Genomic DNA, 22839 nt, shown 5'->3' with positions numbered 1-22839 from the left:
CGGTAGTATTTTTGCTACTTATATTGAGAAAAACTATTTTATAAATGAAAAACTTCAAATCCCTTTTTCTGCTATTTGCTCTTTTTTCGATGAGCGAGATGATGAGTCAAAATCAGTTGGTTATCTCTGGTAAAATTATAGACAAAGATACTAAACAACCTTTGGAATACGCCAGCGTTATTTTTCAAAGTAATACTGATGTCAATTATATAACCGGCGAAATTACTGATGAAAATGGCGATTTTACTTTTGAAGTGAATGCCGATGTTTATGAAATCAAAGTAGAATATATGGGATTTGACGCCATGACAATACCGGAAAGAACAGTCAATACCGACTGGAATATGGGAACTGTTGAGGTGTCTGCCGGCGATGAACAGCTGGAAGATTTGGTTATTGAGGTAGAACGTTCGCCGGTAGAAATCAAGCTGGATAAGCGAATCTATAATGTAGGCGATGACAATGTGGTTAAAGGCGGGACAGCAAGTGACGTACTGGATAATATTCCTTCTGTTTCAGTAGATTCTGACGGGACCGTGAGCCTGAGAGGAAACGAAAGTGTGCGGGTACTCATTGACGGGAAACCTTCCGGAATGGCCTCAAATATTGCAGATGCTTTGAAAATGTTATCGGCAGAATCCATAGAACAGGTGGAAGTAATCACGAATCCGTCTGCCCGATATGAAGCAGAAGGCGGTGCCGGATTGATTAATATAATCCTGAAAAAAGGTAAAAATCAAGGTGTTAACGGAAATGTTACCGCAACTGTTTCTAACCCTTTCGGGTATAGCGTAGCCTCTACATTGAATTACAGGGAAGAAAATTTTAATATTTTCGCCAATCTTTCATATCGAGATAATAAAACGTTAGGAAACTCTGTCAATAACTCTGAATACTTTGACGAAAACGGTAACACCTCCCAGTTTGTTGATGAATATAGCAACCGGGAAAGAATGCGTCGAGGCTTTAATGGTAATATTGGTTTTGAATGGTATTTGACCGATAAACTGACATGGAATAATAACTTTTCATGGAGAAGAAGTCATGGCGATAACCCGAATGAGGTAATTTATCATACTTTTGATGCTCAGCGAAATCCGGATAACAGCCGGGTAAGAAATACTGCTGAAGATGATATGAAAGAAAATGTGGATTATACTTCAGAATTTACCTTCAAATTCAACGATGAAGGACATCAATTACTGGCATCGGCAACAGTTTTCAAAAATTATGACATTGAAGATTCTAATATCCGGACTTATATGCTGGGAACAGATAATTCGCTGTCGGAAGATATTACAAAAGCCCAAGAAGCAGACCTTAATCATCAGTTGCGGTTAGATTATACGTTGCCAATTAATGATAACACCCATTTTGAGGCAGGCTATCTCGGTACTTTTAATAAACTGGATACTGATTATGAAGTAAATAGCTACAATAACGGAGTTCTTGAACCGAACGAATTATTTCTGAATAATCTGGAATACAAAGAAAACATACAAGCTTTATATACACAATTCGGAAGTAAAATCAACCGGTTCAGCTATATGCTCGGATTGCGTTGGGAAAGCTCAAAAATCAATGTGAATCAGTTTGTAACTAATGATTTCAACGAGAAAAAATATAATAACTTTTTTCCAAGCGTTTTCCTGAATTATGAATTCAACGAAAGCACAAACGCATCGATAAGTTACAGCAAACGCGTCCGTCGTCCGAGAGGAAGAATGTTGAATCCTATTTCTGATTATTCCAGTTCGATTAGTTTCTTTATGGGAAATCCTGATTTAAACCCGGCATTTACAGATGCTTTCGATGTCGGATTTATGAAACGATGGAATTATTTCACACTAAGCACTTCGGCTTACCTGAACCGGACTACAGATTCCTTTGAATATGTACGACGCATCAATGGAGTAAATGACGAAGGCATTCCGATTACGGTCATGTCGCCGATAAACTTATCAGATGAGTATCGTTACGGAATGGAATTTAACTTTAATTATACGCCATATCATTGGTTGAAGTTGAACGGAAATCTGAATCTTTTCCAGCAACAAACACGTGGAGATTATACTTTCACGGATTTTGACGGTAACGAAGTGTATCAGAATTTCGACCAGGACGCTTTCCGATGGACAGGGCGTTTAACTGCAAGGGTAAATTTACCGGTAGATATTGACTGGCAAACCAATTACATGTATTTTTCCGGGGGAAATAATTCACAAGGAAAGATGCTGGACAACCATAATATCAATATGTCGCTCAGTAAAGACTTTCTCAACGACCGGGCTACTTTGTCATTCAATGTGCAGGATTTGTTGAATTCCAGAAAGTGGAGAAACGAAACCTATCTCGAAACAGCAAATATTTACAGAGAAATGCAATGGAGAGAACGTACGTTTAACCTGTCGTTTACCTACCGTTTTAACCAAAGCAAAAAAGAAGCTCAGCAACGAAACAACCAAATGAGCAACGATGACGGAGAAGTCGAGATGATGTAAACCAACTTATACAAAAGCTTACCAAAATGGTAAGCTTTTGTATTTTAGATTTGATAAGTTCGGAATTAATCGAATTTCCAAATACAAAACGTATAATTTAGACTGAAATTCAATTTTAAGAAGATTCTTCGTAAATTTGTATGCTATTATTTCATGCATGAAAACCATACAGGACAAAACCATACAAGAATTAGAACTCAACACGGTACTCGAAACCATTGCCGGCTTGTGCGTGACGGAAAAAGGGAAGGAGACAACTACCGAAATTCGTCCGATTGTGCGGAAAGATTTGTTGATGAAAGAATTGAAACGAACATCAGAATACACGTCGTCGTTTAGTAACAATAATGCGATTCCGAGCCATTTTTTTGAAAATATCGACCGTGAACTGAAATTTCTGAAAATCGAAAACAGTTTTTTAGAGCCAGATGGTTTTAAACGAATCAACGATTTGGTCAAAACGACGAATCAGTTGTATGTGTTTTTTAAGAAATTCCAGGAATATTACCCTGAATTGTATGCGTTGGTACAAGATTTTGACGTCAACAAAACGATTACCCAGAAGATTGAGCAAGTCATTGATAAATATGGCGAAATAAAAAATGATGCGTCTGCTCAGTTGGCTGCAATCCGGAAAAATATTTCGGAGGTCAGGGCAAAAATCAATCAGAGTTTTAACAGTGCTTTGTCGCAATATCAAAGCAGCGGTTATCTGGACGATATCAAAGAATCGGTGGTCGAAAATCGACGTGTGCTGGCGGTTCAGGCGATGCACCGCCGAAAAGTAAAAGGAACAATTTTAGGCCAATCAAAAACAGGAAGTATTATTTTTATTGAACCTGAAATTACACAAAAATATAACCGGCAGCTGAATAATCTGGAGTTCGAAGAACGGGAAGAAGTTGTTCGGATATTAAAAAATCTGACTGATGAAATCAGACCTTTTCACGAAGATTTGATACGGTTTCAAACTTTGCTGATACATATTGACATTATCCACGCCAAAGCCAAATATGCGTTGAAAATCAACGGAATTTTGCCTGAAATCAATGCCGAAAGAAAGCTGTATTTTCGAGAGGCATACCACCCGATTTTATGGCTCACTAACAAGGAAAAACGTAAAAAAACATATCCGCAAACTATTGAATTAATCCCAGAACAGCGGATTATCGTGATTTCAGGCCCGAATGCGGGTGGAAAAAGTATTACGCTAAAAACTGTTGGATTATTGCAGTTAATGTTACAAAGCGGTATTCTTATTCCGGTTCACGAACGAAGCACCACGTTTTTGTTTGACAAAGTCCTGACAGATATTGGCGATAATCAATCTATTGAAAATCATTTGAGTACATACAGCTACCGACTCAAAAACATGAGTTATTTTCTGCGAAAATGTAATGAAAACACCTTGTTTCTGATTGATGAATTCGGTACAGGTTCCGACCCGGAGCTGGGTGGTGCATTGGCGGAAATTTTTTTAGAAGAATTTTATGAACGGCAGGCTTACGGCATCATCACGACGCATTACACCAACCTTAAAATGTTGGCGAACGAACTGGAAAATGCGACCAATGCCAATATGCTTTTTGACGAACGTTCGCTCGAACCGATGTTTAAACTCAGTGTGGGCGAGGCCGGAAGTTCATTTACCTTTGAAGTAGCACAGAAAAACGGAATTCCTTATAGCTTGATTAACAGGGCAAAAAAGAAAATTGAAAATCAAAAAGTGCGGTTTGATAAAACGATTGCCAAACTGCAAAAAGAACGGTCCAAATTAGAAAAAACTTCGGAAGTTTTGCGGCAGGAAGAAGGAAAAGCTCGTGAAGAAAGCAAAAAAATGGAAAGTATCAACCAGAAAATCCAAAGTAAATTAGAAAGCTATCAGGAATTGTTTGACAGTAACCAAAAGCTGATTTATATCGGACAAAAAGTAGATGAATTATCTGAAAAATATTTTTACGATAAAAACAAAAAAAATCTAATCGGGGAATTGCTGAAAGTCATTGAAATAGAGAATTCTAAACGTAAACAAACCCAAAAGAAAGAACGCAAAATACAGAAGGTAAAAGCCGAAAAAGTCAAGCAGGAAGTCGAGCAAAAAGTTGAGCAAATCCGGGAAGAGAAAAAAGTAAAAAAACAACAGGAAAAAACAGAAAAGAAAAGCAATCAGACGTATTTTGCACTGAAAATAGGTGATAGGGTACGAATGTTGGAAGGAAAAGCAGTCGGAACGATTGAAAAAATTGAAAAAAATGTAGCTTCAGTCAATTATGGGCTGTTTATGTCTAAAGTTTCGATTGAACAACTTGAAATGGTTGAACGGAAAAAATAAAATTATGAAAATCCCAGAAGGAAAACATATCATACTATTCGATGGTGTATGTAATTTTTGCAATACGACCATCAACAAAATTATCGAAAAAGATAAGCAGGATTTGTACGTTTTCGCCTCATTGCAATCGGAAATCGGGCAGGAAATTTTGCAGCATATCGGTGTGGATAAAACCACGGATTCTATTGTTCTATACCAACCTGGAGTTGCTTATTACCTCAAAAGTGACGTGGTTATACAAGTTGCCAGAGAGCTGGGAGGCAGGTATTACTTTCTGAGTTGGTTGCGTATTTTTCCTAAATTTTTGCGAGATATTGGGTATGATTATTTTGCCAAAAACCGCTATAAATGGTTTGGGAAAAAAGACGCTTGTATAATTCCGTCTCCCGAAGTTAAAGCAAAATTTTTATCCTGATATTCCTTTAAAAAAAATTCATCAAACGCAGAGCAATGCTTATATTTGCCTGACAAAAACATCTAATATGCAGATTTCATATAATTGGCTAAAAGAATTCATAAAAATAGAAACATCGCCGGAAGATACCGCCCAGATTCTCACCGACTTAGGTTTGGAAGTAGAAGGAATCGAGTGTTTTGAAACCGTGAAAGGCGGGCTTGAAGGCATTATTGTCGGTCACGTGCTGGAATGCGAAAAGCACCCCAATGCCGACAAATTGAGTGTGACCAAAGTAGATTTGGGCGACGGAAAACCGCCGGTACAAATCGTTTGCGGAGCACCGAATGTTGCCGCCGGTCAGAAAGTGTTGGTCGCTACGATCGGCACGACTTTATACACCGAAGACGGCGAATCTTTCAAAATCAAAAAAGGGAAAATCCGTGGCGAAGAAAGTTTCGGAATGATTTGTGCTGAAGATGAATTAGGTTTAGGGAAAAGCCACGACGGAATTATGGTTTTGAGTGATGATGCTGTGCCCGGAATGCCTGCCGCTCAGTTATTTGACATAGAATCTGACCAAATTTTAGAAATCGGATTAACGCCCAATCGTGCTGATGCGATGAGCCATTTTGGTGTTGCAAGAGATTTGCGAGCCGGCATTTTGCAAAGGTTTCCCGAGTTTCCGCATGCAGAATTGATTACGCCCTCAACCTTTAAATTCAAGGTAGAGCAACGGACATTGAAATATGATATCGTTGTGGAAGATGCGGCGCAAACACCAAGATATTGCGGAGTTACTATTTCCGGTGTGGAAGTAAAAGATTCGCCGGCATGGTTGCAAAACCGGTTGAAATCTATCGGAATCGCACCAAAAAATAATATCGTAGATGCCACGAATTATGTGTTACACGAATTGGGGCAACCGTTACACGCTTTTGATTCTGACCGGATTAAAGGAAATAAAATTTATGTAAAAAATGTAGAAAACGGAACGAAATTCGTGACATTGGACGGTGTGGAACGCGAATTGAGTAATGAAGATATTATGATTTGTGACGATTACGGTCCGATGTGCATTGCAGGAATTTTAGGCGGAGAGAACTCTGCGGTAACCGAAAAAACCACATCTATATTTTTAGAAAGTGCTTATTTTAACCCAGTTAGCATTCGGAAAACAGCTAAAAGATTAGGAATTAGTACTGATGCTTCTTTCCGTTTTGAGAGAGGGATAGATGCTCATTTAACAGATTATGCACTGAAAAGAGCCGCTTTGCTGATACAGGAACTGGCAGGTGGGGCGATTACTTCAGATGTTGTGGATATTTACCCGAAAAAAGTAGAGGATTTTTCTGTATTTCTGAGTTTCGACAATGTTTTTAAAATCATTGGTGCAGAGATTTCTAAAGAAACAATTAAGCGCATTTTGGCTTCTTTGGATATTAAAATTAACAGCGTTTCCGACTTAGGATTAGGGTTGACTATTCCGGCATACCGGGTAGATGTTCAAAGGGAAATTGATGTTGTGGAAGAAATTCTGAGAGTTTATGGCTTTAATAATATTAAAATTCCAGCCAAACTCAAGGCTACGATTGCCAACAGTTCGAGAACGGAAAGTTTCAAGGTTGAAAATATTGTAACCAATCAGCTGATTAGCCAAGGGTTTAACGAGATAATGAATAATTCGCTAACTACGCCCAAGTACAGTGAATTAGCCACTGATTTTGACCCGAACAAACAAGTTCATATCCTGAATGCTTTGAGTAGTGATTTGTCTGTGATGAGACAAAGTTTACTGTTCGGCGGACTGGAAACCATAAGTTTTAATATCAATCGGAAAAACAGTGACTTAAAGCTGTTCGAATGCGGAAAAATCTATGAACGAATAGATACAGCTGTATTTAACGAATGGAAACATCTGGGGCTTTTTGCTACCGGGAATGCTCATGAAACCGCATGGAATAGCTCCGAGCAACCGATTGATTTTTATTTGTTTAAAGGTTATGTGGACGCAATTTTTTCTCGCTTAGGCATCAATAAGTATGAAGTCAGACCAAATGATGAAGATATTTTCGCAGAAAGTGTTGCTTATTACATAGGTCAAAACAAGGTGGCTTCGTTTGGTTTGGTTAAGAAATCTATTGCGAAAGCTTTTGATATTAAACAAGATGTGTTTTATGGAGGTATTTTCTGGGATAATATTTTACCGGTTCTTTCAGATAAAATAAAATACAAGGAAATCGTAAAATATCCGGCAGTAAAAAGAGATTTGGCGTTGCTTATCAACAAAGAAATTACTTTTGAACAGCTATACAAAACCGTCAAAAAAACAGATACAAACAGAATCAAAGAAGTTTCTCTTTTCGATGTGTATGAAGGAGATAAACTTCCGGAAAATAAAAAATCTTATGCTATTAGCCTGAAAATTCAGGATAATGATAAAACATTGACTGATAGTGAAGTAGAAAATATTATAGAAAAATTGATTCAAAATCTTGAACAGGAAGTTCAGGCACAACTCAGATAATTATTATGGAACAACAACACATTATTGACAGATTTATCAGCTATATTAAAGTTGATACCCAATCAGACCCTGAGTCTGAAACCACACCAAGTACCGAAAAACAATGGGATTTGGTCAATCAGTTGGTGGAAGAGCTAAAGCAAATCGGGTTGGAAGACGTTACCGTAGATGATAATGCTTATATCATGGCAACATTACCGAGCAACGTGGAGCACGACGTGCCGACTATCGGTTTTGTATCTCACTTTGATACGAGTCCGGATTTTTCGGGAACAAATGTAAATCCGCAAATTATTGAAAATTATGACGGTGGCGACATCGTTCTGAACAAAGAAGAAAATATTATTTTGTCCCCGAATTATTTTGAAGATTTGTTGTTATACAAAGGACAAACACTGATTACAACCGACGGAAAAACCTTATTGGGAGCGGATGATAAAGCCGGAATTACCGAAATTGTTTCTGCGATGGAATACCTGATTAAGCACCCGGAAATTAAGCACGGAAAAATCAGAATCGGATTTACACCAGATGAAGAAATCGGTCGTGGAGCTCATAAGTTCGATGTGGAAAAATTTAGTGCAGATTGGGCTTACACCATGGACGGAAGTCAAATTGGCGAATTGGAGTACGAAAACTTCAATGCTGCCGGTGCCAAATTGATTTTCAAAGGAAAAAGCGTACACCCGGGATATGCGAAAGGAAAAATGATTAACTCATTACTTTTGGCAAATAAATTCATTGCTAAATTGCCGAAAAAAGAAGTACCTGAAAAAACAACCGGTTACGAAGGTTTTTTCCATGTTCACACCGTTAGTGGCTCAATTGAAGAAACTGAAGTACAGTTGATTATCAGAGATCACAGCATGAAGAAATTCAAAAAACGTAAAAAGTTAGTCGAAAAATTAGCAAAAAAAATCAATAAGAAATATGCGAAGAAATTCGGCGAAGATATTGTAGTTTGCGAAATCAACGACCAATATTTTAACATGCGTGAAAAAGTGGAGCCGGTAAAATATATCGTAGATGTTGCCGAAGAAGCTATGAAAGATTTGGGTATTACGCCAATCATCAAAGCAATCAGAGGCGGGACAGACGGTTCACAGTTGTCCTATATGGGATTGCCTTGCCCGAATATTTTTGCGGGAGGACATAATTTCCACGGAAAATATGAATATGTTCCGGCAGAAAGCATAGTTAAAGCTACTGAAGTGATTGTTAAAATCGCTGAGCTGACTGCACAGAAAGCAGCTGAAGGAAGTTTGAAATAAACTGTTTAGCAACGGATTTCACAGATTAGTAAAATAAATTTTTGTTAACTCGTGAAATTCGTTGCTAAAATATATAAATAAGTGCTACATTTGCATTTGAAAATAAACAAGAGGAAAAATTTGACTGATTGCAACCTCAATAAAAAATGCTAAAACAGAGCATAAATCTACCTATAAAAAGGCATTTTTAGTTGTTTTTTGCGACCAGTCTGAAAAAAATTAATTATGTCATACTATTTTACATCAGAATCAGTTAGTGAAGGTCACCCGGACAAAATTGCCGACCAGATTTCAGACGCATTAATCGACCATTTTTTAGCTTTTGACCCAAATGCCAAGGTTGCTTGTGAAACCCTCGTAACCACCGGGCAAGTCGTGTTGGCGGGCGAGGTAAAATCCAATGCTTATCTGGATGTACAACACATTGCCAGAGAAGTGATTAGGAATATTGGCTATACGAAAAGCGAATATATGTTTGAAGCAAATTCGTGCGGTGTACTCTCTGCCATTCATGAACAATCTGCGGAAATCAATCAAGGGGTTGATAAGATAAATCCGGAAGAGCAAGGGGCAGGTGACCAGGGAATCATGTTTGGGTACGCTACTTCAGAAACTGAAGATTATATGCCTTTGGCACTCGATTTGGCAAACAAATTGTTGCAGGAATTGGCACTTATCAGAAAAGAAAATACTGCAATTACCTATTTGCGACCAGATGCCAAAGCTCAGATAACCTTGGAATATGACGATAATAATAAGCCGTCGAAAATTGTGACGATTGTGTTATCAACACAACACGATGAGTTTGTCCAAAGAGATGCACACACGAATAAAGCTGAAGCTGAAAAAGCGATGCAAGACCAGATTCGGAAAGATGTTATTGAGATATTAATTCCGCGATTATTGCAGAAATATCCGCAATATGAACAATATTTCCACGATGCAATCACTTATCATATCAACCCGACAGGAGTGTTTATTATTGGCGGGCCTCATGGCGATACCGGTTTGACCGGACGAAAAATTATTGTAGATACTTACGGCGGAAAAGGAGCTCACGGCGGAGGTGCATTTTCCGGAAAAGACCCGAGCAAGGTTGACCGTTCGGCAGCTTATGCTACACGCCATATTGCCAAAAATCTGGTTGCTGCAGGGGTAGCCGATGAAATTCTGGTACAGGTTTCTTATGCTATCGGTATTGCCGAGCCAATGGGCGTTTTCGTGAATACCTACGGAACTTCCAAAGTGGACATGACTGACGGAACGATAGCTCAGAAAATTCAGGAAATCTTTGACCTGCGACCTTATTATATTGAGAAAAACCTTGAACTGAGAAAACCTATATATAGCGAAACGGCAGCTTATGGTCACATGGGACGAAAACCACAAGTGATTACCAAGCAGTTTACTAATACAGAAGGTATAACAAAAAGTATTGAAGTAGAGCTTTTTACGTGGGAAAAATTAGATAAAGTTGATGTGGTAAAAACAGCATTTGGACTTTAAATCAAAATAAAAAATAAACCTGCAAGAAAAAAAAACTTGCAGGTTTATTTTTGTGTTTATTTCAACACATTCAATGCGTTTTCATAATCCGGTTCCTGACCGATTTCCGGAACTTGTTCGTTGTAAACCACTTCGCCTTCAGGGTTTATGACAACAACAGCCCGACTTAATAAACCGTTGAGAGGACCATCAATCATTTTTACACCGTAAGATTGGCTAAAATCATCGGTCTTAAAATCAGACAGCGTTTCTACATTTTTCAAACCTTCGGCCGCACAGAAACGCGACAGGGCAAAAGGTAAATCCTTAGAAACACATAACACCACCGTATTGTTAGCCGATGATACTTTTTCGTTAAATGTGCGTACTGATTGTGCACAAACACCAGTATCTACACTTGGAAAAATATTTAAAACCACGTTTTTTCCTTTGTAATCACTTAATGATTTTTCTGATAAATCGCTGGTTGTTAACTTGAAATTGGGTGCTTTGGAACCTGTTTCCGGTAAATTACCCGAAGTGTTTACCGGGTTTCCTTTAAATGTGATTTGTGCCATAACTTATTATTTTTTGTTTGTATAAAGTTAGTAATTTTTATTCAGCTTATCTTACAATATTTCGTTTTTTTATCTAACTTAGGCGGATAAAAACAGGAGTGGATTATGGAAAATAAAACAATTATAGGCGGCGAAGAATGGGGGCAATTCCCACAGTTAGGCATTCCCGCTGTTAAAGCCCGTATTGATTCCGGAGCAAAAACCTCTGCATTACACGCCGAACAGATTACACCTTTTGAAAAAGAAGGCGAGCTGTGGGTTCGGTTTGTGGTCAATCCGTTGCAAAATAATCAGAAATCAGCCATAAAATGTGAGGCACCGGTAGTAGATAAAAGGATAATCAAAAGTTCGACAGGTACCAGAGAATCACGTTTTGTGATAAAAACGCCTTTTGGTTTGGGCGAAATGATGTGGGACATAGAGGTAACGCTCACAAATCGGGATTCTATGGGATACAGAATGCTGCTGGGGCGTGAAGCGATGAGCGGACGATTGATTGTTGACCCTGAAATGAGTTTCAGATATGGCGACAGAACGATTGAAGAATTAATCAAAATATATCCGACCGGGAAAGAAGGAAACAATTTTTTGAAAATAGGCTTGCTGGCGAGTAATCCGGATTTATATTCCAACCGAAGAATCATCGAAGCCGGAGAGTTGCGGGGACACGAAATGCACTTTCTCAATATCCGGCACTGCTATATGAAACTCGATGCCAACCAACCGGAAATGCACTATCGGGGCGGAAAAGTGATTAATGATTTGGACGCTATCATTCCGCGTATCAGACCAAGTATGACCTATTATGGTTGTGCCTTAACCCGGCATTTTGAGTCGATGAAAGTGTTTAGTTTGAACAGTGCTGCCGCTATTGCCCAATCCCGTGATAAATTATTTTCCTTGCAGTTATTGCTGAATAACGGTGTGGATATTCCGACCACAGGTTTTGCAAATTCGCCTTTAGATACCAATGATTTGATTAATATGGTTGGCGGTTCGCCATTGATAATAAAGCTGTTGGAAGGGACTCAAGGCAAAGGAGTCGTGCTGGCAGAAACCAAAAAAGCAGCCGAATCAGTAATCAATGCGTTTAAGAGTTTGAATGCAAATATTTTGGTACAGGAATTCATTAAAGAAGCCAACGGAAAAGATTTGCGTTTGTTTGTGGTGGACGGAAAAGTAGTTGCGGCTATGCAGCGGGAGGCTTTGCCAGGGGAGTTCAGGGCAAACATTCATTTGGGGGGTATTGCATCTATTGTAAAAGCAACCCCAGAAGAAAAACGAATTGCCATCAAAGCCGCCAAAGCGATGAACCTGAAAGTAGCCGGTGTGGATATTATCCGTTCGTCTAAAGGACCTTTACTTTTGGAAGTAAATTCATCGCCAGGACTAGAAGGTATCGAAGGAGCAACAGGCAAAGATATTGCCGGAGAGATGATTAAGGCGATTGAGAAAAATTTTAAATGGAAATTGGCAGCAAAAAAATAACTTTGGTACAGTTGTTGATTTTGGTACTTCCGTAAACCAAAATATAAAAAAAATGAAAAATTTAGTAATTGTATTATTTATGGCAATAGCAACAACGATGGGTGCTCAGAATCAACTGCAAAACACTATTAGTGTTGGCGGGGAAGGTAAAGTAATGGTAAAACCTGATGAGGCAGCACTATCTATCGGAGTAGAAACCAATAATCCGGACGCCAAAGTGGCTAAATCAGAGAATGATGCTATTATGGCAAAAATGATTGCTTTTCTGAAAAAATCAGGCATTGATGCCAAAGATTACAAAACGGAAAGAGTGAATCTGTATCAAAGACAGGATTACCAAACCAAAGAAAAATATTATCAGGCAGGGCAGAGCATTCAGATACAAATCAAAGACTTGTCTAAATATGAAATGATTATGGCAGGATTGATTGATGCCGGAGCCAACCAGATTAATGGTGTACAGTTTAAATCTTCTGAAATAGAAAAATATGAATCTGAAGCCCGTAAAAAAGCAGTACAGAATGCTCAGAAAAAAGCAGCAGACTATGCTCAGGCATTAGGTCAAAGTGTTGGAACAGCGATTGTTGTGTCTGAAAACAGCACTCAAGCGGTTTTCCCGCGAGTATATCAGATGAAAGCAGCCGCTTATGCAGAAAGTGCTTCCGCTGCCGATGAAACATTGGCCGAAGGAGAAATCGAAATTACAGCCAATATCAATATTACTTTTCAGTTGAAATAGTTGATTGTAAATGAAATTAAAACCTGATATTCACAATATCAGGTTTTTTTTGTATCGCTATTTCAGGACGGGACAATCCTCCTGAACCGGAAATAGATTCCATATTATTATATCAGGAAGATATTTTATTTTCCCAATAAAATTCCCCGGTAAAATTTCGTTACTCATTCCAAAAGCAGTAATTTTATCGGGCAATTTTACATTCATGGAAAAGCTCAAATTCGATAGAAAAAATCTGGACAATCAAACGTTGGTTCAGTTATACAAAAGCATAGTAAAACCTCGTATGATTGAGGAAAAAATGCTGATATTAATTCGTCAGGGAAAAGTATCCAAATGGTTTTCCGGCATCGGGCAGGAAGCCATCGCGGTAGGCGTTACTTCCGCCTTACAATCAGACGAATATATCTTGCCGATGCACCGCAATTTAGGTGTTTTTACCACTAGGCAGATTCCGTTAAACCGGCTATTTTCACAGTGGCAGGGCAAAGCCAGCGGTTTTACCAATGGTCGCGACCGGTCTTTTCATTTCGGTACGCAGGAATACAAAATCGTTGGAATGATTTCACATTTGGGACCTCAAATGGGAATTGCCGATGGTATTGCCTTGGCAGATACTTTGAAAAAAGATAAAAAAATCACGGCGGTTTTTACCGGCGAGGGAGCTACTTCCGAAGGTGATTTTCACGAAGCACTCAACGTGGCATCGGTTTGGGAATTACCAGTTTTGTTCATTATTGAAAACAACGGTTACGGGTTGTCTACGCCGACAAACGAGCAGTATCGTTGCGAAAATCTTGCCGACAGAGGTAAAGGTTATGGCATCGAAAGCCATATTATCGACGGAAATAATATTCTGGAAGTATATACACAGGTTTCAGCATTGGCAGAATCTATGCGGGAAAATCCACGTCCGGTTTTGATTGAATTCAAAACTTTCAGAATGCGTGGTCATGAAGAGGCGAGCGGAACCAAATATATTCCGCAGGAATTGTTTGAACAATGGGAAAGAAAAGACCCGGTTGAAAATTTCAAAACCTATTTATTGAAAGAAAAAGTCCTGACAGAATCTGTCGAAAAAGAAATCCGGGAAGAGATAAAAAAAGAAATTAATAAAAATTGGGATTTAGCTGTTAAAGAAGAAGTTATTAAGGCTGATTTAAACAAAGAATTGAATGATGTTTACAAGCCTTACCAATCAGAAATCATACAACCGGCAACCGCCGAAAGTGAAAATATCAGATTTATTGATGCCTTATCACAGGGATTAAAGCAGTCTATGGAAAAGCACGACAATCTGGTTATTATGGGACAGGATATTGCAGAATACGGTGGTGCGTTCAAAGTGACTGACGGTTTTTATAAAGATTTCGGAAAAGAGCGGGTAAGAAATACCCCGATTTGCGAAAGTATTATCGTGTCTGCCGGAATGGGATTGTCGATTAACAATTACAAATCAGTGGTCGAAATGCAGTTTGCTGATTTTGTGTCTTCCGGGTTTAATCCGATTGTGAATTTACTGGCAAAGTCGCATTATCGCTGGAATCAGCATGCAGATGTGGTTGTGCGAATGCCTTGCGGTGGCGGAACTCAGGCCGGACCGTTTCACTCTCAGACCAACGAAGCGTGGTTTACTAAAACTCCGGGACTGAAAGTGGTTTATCCTGCATTTCCGTATGATGCCAAAGGCTTGTTGAATACAGCGATTAATGACCCGAATCCGGTTATGTTTTTTGAGCATAAATTGTTATACAGAAGCATTTATCAGGACGTGCCGAAAGATTATTATACCTTGCCTTTCGGGCAGGCGTCTTTGATTACCGAAGGCAACGACATCACGATTATTTCTTTCGGAGCAGGTGTGCATTGGGCATTGGAAACTTTAAAAAATCATTCCGAAATATCTGCGGACCTGATAGATTTACGTACCTTGCAACCGTTGGATTATGCAACGATTTTCCAATCAGTGAAAAAGACAAGCAGGGCAATTATTTTGCAGGAAGATACCTTGTTTGGCGGAATCGCCGGCGATATTTCGTCTGCCATAATGGAAAATTGTTTTGAATATCTCGATGCACCGGTTAAGCGTGTAGGTAGTATCGAAACGCCGATTCCGTTTATGAAAAATCTGGAAGAGCAGTATTTACCTAAAGACAGATTTGAAGAAGAATTATTAACGCTTTTGGCATATTAAATTCAAAGTTTTTAGCATAATAAAGTTGGGCTGAGTATTGAAATAATTTGAAATTTTGGACATGAAATACTAACTTTAAGCAAAAAACTTTAAACTTTAAACAGTTCAGTACAAACATAAAAGAATTGAATATGAATACAATAACCAGCACAAACTTTCAGTTTCCGAATCAGAAATCCGTATATAAAGGAAAAGTTCGTGAAGTATATAATATTAACGACGATTTATTAGTCATGGTAGCCACCGACAGGTTGTCGGCTTTTGATGTGATTATGCCTAAAGGAATTCCCTACAAAGGACAAATTCTTAATCAGATAGCGACCCGTTTTATGCAGCTTACCCAAGATATCGTTCCGAACTGGCTGACGGCGACACCCGACCCGAATGTGGCAGTAGGAGAGCTTTGTGAACCGTTCAAAGTCGAAATGGTTATCAGAGGTTATTTGTCAGGTCACGCCGCTCGTGAGTATACGGCGGGTAAACGCTTGCTGTGCGGGGTGGAATTACCCGAAGGAATGAAAGAAAATGACCGTTTTCCTGAACCGATTATTACCCCATCAACCAAGGCAGACCAGGGCGACCACGATGAGGATATTTCCAGAGAGGATATTCTGAAAAAAGGCATTGTTTCTGAGGAAGATTACCTTATTTTGGAAAAATATACCCGGGCGTTGTTTCAGCGTGGAACAGAAATCGCTGCCGAACGCGGGCTGATTTTGGTAGATACCAAATATGAATTTGGAAAAACCAAAGAAGGAAAAATCGTTTTGATTGATGAAATTCATACACCGGATTCATCACGTTATTTTTATGCTGATGGTTATTCGGAAAGACAGCAAAACAATGAGCCGCAAAAACAACTTTCCAAAGAGTTTGTTCGTCAATGGTTAATCAGTAATGGTTTTCAAGGGAAAGAAGGGCAGCAGATTCCGGAGATGACCGATGAATATGTAAATTCTGTTTCTGAGCGGTATATTGAGCTTTATGAGAAAATTATGGGAGAGTCGTTTATCAAAGCTGATGTGTCTGATATCGAAAACAGAATCAATGAAAATGTGATTAATTATCTCAAAAATTATAGGTAATCACGTGTTAAATAATTTAAAAACACACGTGTATTGAAGATTGGTTTGTAACTTTGTGAAATAGACTAAACTAAACTTTATTGACAATGAATACAAAGTTGACACTAACGATAGAAGAAGATATTATCGAACGAGCTAAAAATTATGCAAAAAAGAAAAATCGAAGCTTGTCTGATATTATTGAAAATTATTTAAAAGCACTTACTGAAAAAGAACAGAAAACTAAAGAACAAAAACTTAATCCAATAATCGAGTCTTTAAAAGGTTCTTTCAAAATGCCAAAAGATATGGACTATGAAGAGGAGCTTAGAGAGCGTTTAGAAAAAAAGTATTTATAGATGGATAAAGTTTTAATCGACACAGATGTTTTAATGGATTTCTTTTTTGACAGAGAACCCTATGCCGAATACGCAACAGAATTATTGAATAGCTGTGCGAATAAAGAAATACAAGGATTTACTACACCTGTAATAGTTTCAAATGTTTATTATTTGCTTAGAAAAACAGCAAAACACAGTATGATTGTAGAAAAAATAAAACAACTATTAACCATAATTGAAGTTGTAAAAATGGATAAAAATGTTGTTTTAAGTGCATTAAATTCAGAATTTAAAGATTTTGAAGATGCCTTACAAAACTTTTCTGCTATCGAAAATGGACAAATTAAAATCATTTTAACCAGAAACCTTAAAGATTTTAAAAAGAGTGAATTAGCAATAATGACACCTGAAACTTATTTAAGAGGTAAAGTTGTTGATTAATAGTATTTTATCTGAAGTGGATTTTAATAAATACCTGTTTTATAAATAGAAAAATAAAAAATTATGTCAATAATAGAAGCTTTGCAATGGCGTTATGCCGCTAAGCGAATGAACGGTAAGCAAGTGCCGGAAGACAAAATAAAATCAATACTCGAAGCAGCCCGTTTGGCACCTACGTCAAGTGGATTGCAGCCGTTTAAAATATTTGTAATTACCAACCCAAAGCTCAAAGAACGTATCAAACCACTGACATTCAACCAACCGCAGATTACTGAATGCTCACATTTGGTAATATTTGCTGCTTGGGACGCTTATACCATTAATCGTTTTGAGGAATATTTTTCACATTACGAAAAAGAAAGAGAACTGCCCAAAGGTTTTTCGGATAGTTATAAAACCGCAGTTGCTAAGCAGCTTACTTCATGGAGCATAGAAAAACAACAGGAACACGCAGCCAAGCAAGCCTATATTGCGGCTTCATTTGGCATGGTTGAAGCTGCTGTGTTGCAGATTGATGCCACACCGATGGAAGGATTTGCCGCTTCTGATTTGGATAAATTGATGAAATTCGACCAGCAGGGTTTGAAAAGTGTTTTGTTGTTACCGATGGGCTACAGAGACGCCGGTAATGACTGGCAAACCGGATTGAAAAAAGTCAGAAAGCACGAAGAAACCATCATCGAGTATTTAGATTGATAATATTATAAAATGAAACATATCCGGCTTATAGAAACGATTTTGTACGTAAATAACCAGCAGGCAAGTACGGATTTCTATACCAGGTTATTCAGGCAAAAACCAGATTTAAACGTTCCGGGAATGACCGAATTTAAACTGGCTGAAAACTGCAAGCTGGGACTAATGCCCAATAACGGGATAGCCAAAATACTTTCCGATAAAACACCGCACCCTAATGAAGGAAACGGAATTCCGAGATGTGAACTTTATTTGTATGTAGATGATATTGAACTTGAATTTGATAATGCCTTGAAAGCCGGAGCAAAAATTATTTCTTCTGTCGAAGCCAGAGATTGGGGCGATAAAGTCTGTTATTTTGCTGATATAGACGGACATATTATTGCTTTTGCTCAAAAAATAAAGTGACAAATAATCTAAAAATAATATAGAAAAAGACCTATTTTAAAATATTTTTCTTATTTTTATACTTATAACATTAAATCTATAATATTATGAGAAGTATTTTGTGGTTTGTAGCTGTAATCTGTATTGTAGTATGGATTTTAGGATTACTCGGTATCGGTGGAGGAATGGGATTAGGAAATCTCATTCATATTCTTTTAGCCATCGCTATTATTATTATCCTTTATAATATCATAAGTGGTAAAAAACCGCTGAATTGAATTGATGAGGCTGTCCGAAAAATCTAAAAAATATTAGTTTTCTTATTCCGGCAAAGGAGGAGTCTCAAAGTGATCATATTTCAAAAACTTATGAGAAGCTGACCCGAGCTTGCGAATTGTACGAAGTAAATCAAGTTAAGCTTGATAAATATAGATTTTTCGGGCATTCTCCTTTTTATACTTTTTTCCAAAGGAAAATCATTGTTAGTAGTGATAAACAGGCTATGGTGGTAAACATTGTTTGCGGGGAAATTACAGGTAATATTCCCATTACCGCAGCAATGACCGAACCTATGCCCATTCGCACCGCACCACTCAAGGCAGAGGCTGTTCCGGTATTGGCTGTAAATGGCGATATTGAGGCGGCGGTTGCGTTAGGGTTGATGAATCCGACCAAAAACATAATCGAAACCAAACTGGCAACAGTAATCGTGTAGGATACATTATCCTGAAAAGAAAATAATGAAAAGATAAACCCGCTGACTATCAGTAATAAAACTGACGCATATTTTGCCATAGTGAGGTAATGGTAATATTTAGTCAGGCGTCCGTTGAGAAAATTTCCGATAATCAATCCGGAAGCATTGATGGCAAACAGTACAGAGAATTTTTCCTCAGATAACCCATAGTGATTAAGAAAAATATAAGATGCCGAAGATATATAAGCAAACAGTATCGCCATAGACAAACTTCCTGCCAAGGTGTAATTAAAGAACACCTTGTTTTGGATTACGGTTTTGTAATTTATTGCTATAGTTTTTATTTTCAATGGTTTATTGTGTATGTATCCACTGGTTTCAGGCAAAAAAACATATATGAGTACCCAAACCAACAGAGCAAAAGCAGTCAAGAAGTAAAAAATATATTCCCATGAAGCGATAACAAGAAACAGGCTTCCCAAGCTTGGTGCGATTAGTGGTGCGATTCCCATAACCAGCATAATAGACGAAAAAGCTCTCGCTCTTTGGTCAACTTCATACACGTCACTGATTATTGAAACAGAAGCTACCATGCCGACGCAACCGCCCAATGCCTGAAACAACCGCATAATTATCATCATTTCAATAGAATAGGAAACGGCACAACCGAGTGCTGAAACAACATACAGAAATAACCCGAAAAGTAAAGGTTTTTTTCGCCCGTATTTATCCACCACTGGCCCATAAATCAATTGTCCGATAGCGATACCGAAAAAATAGGAGGTAAGTGTAAAAGCAACATGACTCTCATCTGTACCAAAAGATTCGGCAATTTTACCAAATGCAGGCAAATACATATCTATAGTAAAAGGGCCTATGGCGGCTAAAATTCCCAATAAAATAATTAGGAAAGTTTTGTTGATTTTATGTTGTTTCATTGCCAATGCGATGTTAGCGGTTCGTTGTTTTTTTATTTATTGTGTTTTGAATAGTTCAATCGTATAATCAAGCAATCCTCCGTCTCCGTATTCTCCGTGTCCTGGAACAACAATTTTTACATTTGGATATTCCATTTTTACTTTCTCAACTGTATTTGACCATTTTGCAACGTTTGCATCACCTAAAAATCCTTTACCTGCATTTAATTCTTTTATTAAACACCCACCAAACATTATGTTTTCACTCGGAAAATAGCCGACCACATTATCTTTTGTGTGTCCTTCGCCAAAAAATTTAACAGAAACATTTTTATTTCCAACTTTTAAAATAATCGAATTATCAAAATTATTTTTCGGAATCTCATATTTATTTTCTTTTGCAAGTTCAATGGTTTTGAAATATGCATAAGAAGGAATATTATTATCATTGAATACTTTTAGTCCGCCTAAACAATCATCGTGAAAATGAGTTGGAATAATTGCGTTTATTTTGCAGTTTAGTGTTTCCATTACCCATTTGATAAGTTCTTCTGCACTTTTGTCATTCGTTGGTGAGTCAAAGATTATTACTTCATTATTATCTCGTACAATTAATCCATTGCAAGGCACATTTCCGAAATCATTAGTCTGTAAATATGATATATGCATAAAAGCGTTTTCAGAAATTTGCGTGACAACTAAATCATTGGTTCGATAGATTTCTTTCGGCTTAAAATCTATTTTTTTTGTGGAATTACAACTTGAAAGTATTGTGGAACACACAATTATTAAAAGAGTTTTGACTAAAGTATTCATTTTTATTAAAGTTATTTTTTCTGAAAATAATATTTTTCTTCTTGTCTTTGTAGCGTGTATCCGTATAATGACCACTAACAAATATTTCAGCCACAATGTTTGTCATTCCGCAGGAATCTAAAAAAGATGCTTACGGTATGACAAGTCCGTGGCTGAGTGAAGGTTAATAAATTCTCGTCGAAATTACTGTACTTTATTTAGCGTACATTTTTTCGCGTAATTCTTTGACTTTCGGGTCATTCAAATATTCGTCAAAAGTCATATACCGGTCGATGATACCGTTTGGTGTAATTTCCACAATTCTGTTTCCGACAGTTTGTGCAAATTCGTGATCGTGCGTGGTCAGCAATACCGTTCCTTTGAAATTCTTCAATGAATTGTTGAAAGCAGTAATTGATTCCAAATCCAGATGGTTGGTCGGTTCGTCGAGCATCAAAACATTTCCTCTTAGCATCATCATTCTGGATAACATACAACGAACTTTTTCCCCACCGGATAATACAGTTCCTTTTTTAAGAGCTTCTTCGCCAGAAAAAAGCATTTTCCCTAAGAATCCGCGAACGTAAACTTCTTCACGTTCTTCTTCGGTTTTTGCCCATTGGCGAAGCCAGTCTACCAAGCTCAGATCGTCTTTGAAATATTCCTGATTATTAGCCGGAAGATAGGTGTGTGTGGTTGTTACACCCCAATCGAATTTCCCGTCCTGTTGAGTAAGTTTGTCATTCAGTATTTCATAAAAAGCGGTAGTAGCTCTCGAATCTTTGGAAATCAGTACAATTTTATCGCCTTTGGCTACATTCAAATCTATGTTTTTGAAAAGCGTTTCGCCGTCTAAACTGTATGTCAGATTTTCAATATTCAGAATCTGGTCACCTGCTTCACGTTCCTGTTCAAAAATAATAGCAGGATATCTTCGTGAAGACGGTTTGATGTCATCTACTTTTAGTTTTTCCAACATTTTTTTACGCGAAGTAGCCTGTTTAGATTTTGCTACGTTGGCAGAAAATCTTCGGATAAATTCTTCCAATTCAGCTCGTTTTTCTTCAGCTTTTTTGTTTTGCTGAGCTTTTTGACGGGCAGCCAACTGAGAAGATTCATACCAGAAAGTATAGTTTCCGGTGTAGTGGTTGATTTTTCCAAAATCAATATCTGAAACATGTGTACAAACCGCGTCTAAAAAGTGACGGTCGTGCGATACTACCAATACGGTGTTTTCGTAATTCGCCAAAAAGTTTTCCAGCCATGAAATGGTTTCAAAATCCAGATCGTTGGTGGGTTCGTCCATAATCAACACGTCCGGATTTCCGAACAAAGCCTGGGCGAGTAATACACGCACTTTCAGCTTACCTTCCATTTCACCCATCAGCGTGTAATGCATATCTTCAGAGATACCCAAATTAGATAGGAGAGAAGCTGCGTCAGAATCAGCATTCCAGCCATTCATTTCGTCAAACTGCATTTGAAGTTCGCCTATTCTGTCTGCATTTTCATCGGTATAATCGGCATACAATTCGTCCATTTCTTTCTTCACGTCATACAGCACCTTGTTTCCCATCAAAACAGTTTCCAGTACCGTATATTCATTGAACATATTGTGGTTTTGATTAAGCACCGACATTCGTTTGCCTGGTTCTAAAATCACATGCCCAGACGTCGGGTCGATATCGCCTGATAATATTTTCAGAAAAGTTGATTTTCCGGCACCGTTGGCACCGATAATTCCATAACAATTCCCCTGTGTGAAAGTAGCATTCACTTCGTCAAATAAAATACGTTTTCCGAATTGAACGGATAAGTTTGAAACTGTAAGCATAACCTGATTTTTGAAAGTGCAAAGGTACGGTTTTTTCTATGAAGAAGTAAGTATCTGTGTGATTAAAATTTCCTTAATCGATTAGCAAATCTGCAAATTAGCGAATTGGCGAATCTGCAAATTAGCAAATCTATAAATCCGCGAATGTGCAAATCTGC

Annotated in this window: 19 protein-coding genes; 15 read left to right on the top strand and 4 right to left on the bottom strand. The window is 37.9% G+C overall.

Translation table 11 applies throughout. The annotated features are described in order from the left end of the window. Nucleotides 1-44: 44 nt before the first annotated feature. The 6 genes from CDL10_RS08225 to metK all read left to right on the top strand — a co-directional run bounded on the left by CDL10_RS08225 (nucleotide 45) and on the right by metK (nucleotide 10531). Nucleotides 45-2501, top strand: a complete 2457-nt coding sequence (locus CDL10_RS08225) for an outer membrane beta-barrel family protein (protein WP_100678089.1) — start codon at nucleotides 45-47, stop codon at nucleotides 2499-2501. Between the two features lie 157 nt (nucleotides 2502-2658). Next, on the top strand, nucleotides 2659-4833 hold the full coding sequence (locus tag CDL10_RS08220; protein ID WP_100678088.1) for an endonuclease MutS2: 2175 nt from the start codon (nucleotides 2659-2661) through the stop codon (nucleotides 4831-4833). 4 nt (nucleotides 4834-4837) lie between these two features. Further along, entirely contained in the window at nucleotides 4838-5248 is a 411-nt protein-coding gene (locus CDL10_RS08215) for a thiol-disulfide oxidoreductase DCC family protein (protein WP_317045744.1), read from the top strand. A 67-nt stretch (nucleotides 5249-5315) separates the two neighbouring features. After that, on the top strand, nucleotides 5316-7754 hold the full coding sequence (pheT, locus tag CDL10_RS08210; RefSeq protein WP_100678086.1) for a phenylalanine--tRNA ligase subunit beta: 2439 nt from the start codon (nucleotides 5316-5318) through the stop codon (nucleotides 7752-7754). Nucleotides 7755-7759: 5 nt separating this feature from the next. Next, nucleotides 7760-9025, top strand: coding sequence for a peptidase T (pepT, locus tag CDL10_RS08205; RefSeq protein WP_100678085.1), 1266 nt, complete (start codon nucleotides 7760-7762; stop codon nucleotides 9023-9025). A gap of 225 nt (nucleotides 9026-9250) precedes the next feature. Next, on the top strand, nucleotides 9251-10531 hold the full coding sequence (gene metK / locus CDL10_RS08200; RefSeq protein WP_100678084.1) for a methionine adenosyltransferase: 1281 nt from the start codon (nucleotides 9251-9253) through the stop codon (nucleotides 10529-10531). Nucleotides 10532-10587: 56 nt separating this feature from the next. Here metK and tpx read toward each other — a convergent pair whose 3' ends face one another. Further along, a complete protein-coding gene (gene tpx / locus CDL10_RS08195) occupies nucleotides 10588-11088 on the bottom strand; it encodes a thiol peroxidase (RefSeq protein ID WP_100678083.1) in 501 nt (166 codons plus the stop codon). A gap of 105 nt (nucleotides 11089-11193) precedes the next feature. Between tpx and rimK the strand changes: the two genes are divergently transcribed. The 9 genes from rimK to CDL10_RS11360 all read left to right on the top strand — a co-directional run bounded on the left by rimK (nucleotide 11194) and on the right by CDL10_RS11360 (nucleotide 18716). After that, nucleotides 11194-12576 (top strand): 30S ribosomal protein S6--L-glutamate ligase, encoded by a 1383-nt coding sequence (gene rimK, locus CDL10_RS08190; RefSeq protein ID WP_100678082.1) that lies wholly within the window; start codon nucleotides 11194-11196, stop codon nucleotides 12574-12576. A gap of 52 nt (nucleotides 12577-12628) precedes the next feature. Then, nucleotides 12629-13315, top strand: coding sequence for an SIMPL domain-containing protein (locus tag CDL10_RS08185; RefSeq protein WP_133119474.1), 687 nt, complete (start codon nucleotides 12629-12631; stop codon nucleotides 13313-13315). A gap of 205 nt (nucleotides 13316-13520) precedes the next feature. Further along, nucleotides 13521-15509, top strand: coding sequence for an alpha-ketoacid dehydrogenase subunit alpha/beta (locus CDL10_RS08180; protein ID WP_100678080.1), 1989 nt, complete (start codon nucleotides 13521-13523; stop codon nucleotides 15507-15509). 131 nt (nucleotides 15510-15640) lie between these two features. Continuing rightward, nucleotides 15641-16594, top strand: a complete 954-nt coding sequence (locus tag CDL10_RS08175) for a phosphoribosylaminoimidazolesuccinocarboxamide synthase (protein ID WP_100678079.1) — start codon at nucleotides 15641-15643, stop codon at nucleotides 16592-16594. Between the two features lie 86 nt (nucleotides 16595-16680). Next, entirely contained in the window at nucleotides 16681-16932 is a 252-nt protein-coding gene (locus tag CDL10_RS08170; RefSeq protein WP_100678078.1) for a DUF6364 family protein, read from the top strand. Then, nucleotides 16933-17355 carry a type II toxin-antitoxin system VapC family toxin gene (locus tag CDL10_RS08165; RefSeq protein ID WP_100678077.1) on the top strand — a complete coding sequence of 141 codons (423 nt, stop codon included), beginning with the start codon at nucleotides 16933-16935 and terminating at the stop codon, nucleotides 17353-17355. 63 nt (nucleotides 17356-17418) lie between these two features. Then, complete coding sequence (locus CDL10_RS08160) at nucleotides 17419-18051, top strand: NAD(P)H-dependent oxidoreductase (RefSeq protein WP_100678076.1); 633 nt, start codon at nucleotides 17419-17421, stop codon at nucleotides 18049-18051. A gap of 12 nt (nucleotides 18052-18063) precedes the next feature. Beyond that, complete coding sequence (locus tag CDL10_RS08155) at nucleotides 18064-18459, top strand: VOC family protein (RefSeq protein ID WP_100678075.1); 396 nt, start codon at nucleotides 18064-18066, stop codon at nucleotides 18457-18459. A gap of 86 nt (nucleotides 18460-18545) precedes the next feature. Beyond that, on the top strand, nucleotides 18546-18716 hold the full coding sequence (locus CDL10_RS11360) for a lmo0937 family membrane protein (RefSeq protein ID WP_117615787.1): 171 nt from the start codon (nucleotides 18546-18548) through the stop codon (nucleotides 18714-18716). A 175-nt stretch (nucleotides 18717-18891) separates the two neighbouring features. On the opposite strand, the gene CDL10_RS08150 is transcribed toward CDL10_RS11360, so the two are convergent. The 3 genes from CDL10_RS08150 to CDL10_RS08140 all read right to left on the bottom strand — a co-directional run bounded on the left by CDL10_RS08150 (nucleotide 18892) and on the right by CDL10_RS08140 (nucleotide 22681). After that, on the bottom strand, nucleotides 18892-20073 hold the full coding sequence (locus tag CDL10_RS08150; RefSeq protein ID WP_100678074.1) for a multidrug effflux MFS transporter: 1182 nt from the start codon (nucleotides 20071-20073) through the stop codon (nucleotides 18892-18894). Nucleotides 20074-20109: 36 nt separating this feature from the next. Beyond that, complete coding sequence (gene bla, locus CDL10_RS08145; RefSeq protein WP_100678073.1) at nucleotides 20110-20868, bottom strand: subclass B1 metallo-beta-lactamase; 759 nt, start codon at nucleotides 20866-20868, stop codon at nucleotides 20110-20112. 193 nt (nucleotides 20869-21061) lie between these two features. Continuing rightward, on the bottom strand, nucleotides 21062-22681 hold the full coding sequence (locus CDL10_RS08140; protein WP_100678072.1) for an ABC-F family ATP-binding cassette domain-containing protein: 1620 nt from the start codon (nucleotides 22679-22681) through the stop codon (nucleotides 21062-21064). Nucleotides 22682-22839 lie beyond the last annotated feature (158 nt).

The sequence above is a fragment of the Avrilella dinanensis genome (assembly GCF_002807015.1).
GTDB lineage: Bacteria > Bacteroidota > Bacteroidia > Flavobacteriales > Flavobacteriaceae > Flavobacterium > Flavobacterium dinanensis.
The sequence above is the reverse complement of the archived record's forward strand: the minus strand, read 5'-3'. Positions and strand labels throughout refer to the sequence as shown.

What these genes read in the sequence shown, in the direction of transcription:
- CDL10_RS08175 (WP_100678079.1), top strand. Translation starts at nt 15,641, where the DNA reads ATGAATACAATAACCAGCACAAACTTTCAGTTTCCGAATCAGAAATCC.
- CDL10_RS08155 (WP_100678075.1), top strand. Translation starts at nt 18,064, where the DNA reads ATGAAACATATCCGGCTTATAGAAACGATTTTGTACGTAAATAACCAG.
- rimK (WP_100678082.1), top strand. Translation starts at nt 11,194, where the DNA reads ATGGAAAATAAAACAATTATAGGCGGCGAAGAATGGGGGCAATTCCCA.
- CDL10_RS08165 (WP_100678077.1), top strand. Translation starts at nt 16,933, where the DNA reads ATGGATAAAGTTTTAATCGACACAGATGTTTTAATGGATTTCTTTTTT.
- CDL10_RS08140 (WP_100678072.1), bottom strand. Translation starts at nt 22,681, where the DNA reads ATGCTTACAGTTTCAAACTTATCCGTTCAATTCGGAAAACGTATTTTA.
- CDL10_RS11360 (WP_117615787.1), top strand. Translation starts at nt 18,546, where the DNA reads ATGAGAAGTATTTTGTGGTTTGTAGCTGTAATCTGTATTGTAGTATGG.
- CDL10_RS08150 (WP_100678074.1), bottom strand. Translation starts at nt 20,073, where the DNA reads ATGAAACAACATAAAATCAACAAAACTTTCCTAATTATTTTATTGGGA.
- CDL10_RS08225 (WP_100678089.1), top strand. Translation starts at nt 45, where the DNA reads ATGAAAAACTTCAAATCCCTTTTTCTGCTATTTGCTCTTTTTTCGATG.
- metK (WP_100678084.1), top strand. Translation starts at nt 9,251, where the DNA reads ATGTCATACTATTTTACATCAGAATCAGTTAGTGAAGGTCACCCGGAC.
- CDL10_RS08180 (WP_100678080.1), top strand. Translation starts at nt 13,521, where the DNA reads ATGGAAAAGCTCAAATTCGATAGAAAAAATCTGGACAATCAAACGTTG.
- pepT (WP_100678085.1), top strand. Translation starts at nt 7,760, where the DNA reads ATGGAACAACAACACATTATTGACAGATTTATCAGCTATATTAAAGTT.
- CDL10_RS08215 (WP_317045744.1), top strand. Translation starts at nt 4,838, where the DNA reads ATGAAAATCCCAGAAGGAAAACATATCATACTATTCGATGGTGTATGT.
- bla (WP_100678073.1), bottom strand. Translation starts at nt 20,868, where the DNA reads ATGAATACTTTAGTCAAAACTCTTTTAATAATTGTGTGTTCCACAATA.
- CDL10_RS08160 (WP_100678076.1), top strand. Translation starts at nt 17,419, where the DNA reads ATGTCAATAATAGAAGCTTTGCAATGGCGTTATGCCGCTAAGCGAATG.
- CDL10_RS08220 (WP_100678088.1), top strand. Translation starts at nt 2,659, where the DNA reads ATGAAAACCATACAGGACAAAACCATACAAGAATTAGAACTCAACACG.
- CDL10_RS08185 (WP_133119474.1), top strand. Translation starts at nt 12,629, where the DNA reads ATGAAAAATTTAGTAATTGTATTATTTATGGCAATAGCAACAACGATG.
- pheT (WP_100678086.1), top strand. Translation starts at nt 5,316, where the DNA reads ATGCAGATTTCATATAATTGGCTAAAAGAATTCATAAAAATAGAAACA.
- CDL10_RS08170 (WP_100678078.1), top strand. Translation starts at nt 16,681, where the DNA reads ATGAATACAAAGTTGACACTAACGATAGAAGAAGATATTATCGAACGA.
- tpx (WP_100678083.1), bottom strand. Translation starts at nt 11,088, where the DNA reads ATGGCACAAATCACATTTAAAGGAAACCCGGTAAACACTTCGGGTAAT.